Source organism: Cedecea sp. B1(4) (assembly GCF_059414925.1).
In genome coordinates, this window is the sequence record NZ_JCAHMZ010000095.1 from 1 (window position 1) to 584 (window position 584).

Annotated in this window: 1 protein-coding gene; it reads left to right on the top strand. The window is 61.6% G+C overall.

Features of this window, described 5'->3' with window-relative positions; genetic code table 11:
• Positions 1 to 172 precede the first annotated feature (172 nt).
• On the top strand, positions 173 to 584 hold a 412-nt coding region (locus ACR6JA_RS22220; RefSeq protein WP_494599560.1), incomplete at its 3' end, for an STY4534 family ICE replication protein.

Below are 584 nucleotides of genomic sequence, written 5' to 3' on the forward strand. Positions count from 1 at the left end.
GCGGTTCCGACCGCGTTGATCACTCCAGTTCGCACCGGCATCCATGCGCGAACGCCCATCGGTTCTCGATGGCGATGCCACGAAGCTGTTCCATCAACCCACGCGGGGGTTCCACACCTTCCCCGCCTGGGTCGGGTGTGTCTCCGCAACCTTGTCCTTCAGGAGATTCACCATGACCACTTCCACCGAAAAGTCCTATTTCGATCTGCACATCACCGGCCTCGGGTACCTCAATCGCATCCGCGAAGTGAAGCCCAAGAAAGGCGATGCGTTCCTGGCCTGCGACATCGCGGCTCTGAACGGTCCCAGCGACGACGTCTCGTATGTGCGTTTCGACACGCGCGTATCGGGTTCGGAAGCGCAGCACCTGGTTCGTCGCTGCATCGATGCCGTCGAGGCGGAGAAGAAAGTGATGATCGGCTTCCGCCTGGGCGACCTGTGGACCGACACCTTCACCTATTCCAAGGGGAAGCGTGCCGGCGAGCAGGGTGTGAGCCTCAAGGCCCGCCTGCTGTTCGTCAGTTGGATCAAGGTCGACGGCAAGCTCGTCTACAAGGCCGAACCCAGGCCGACCGAGACCGACG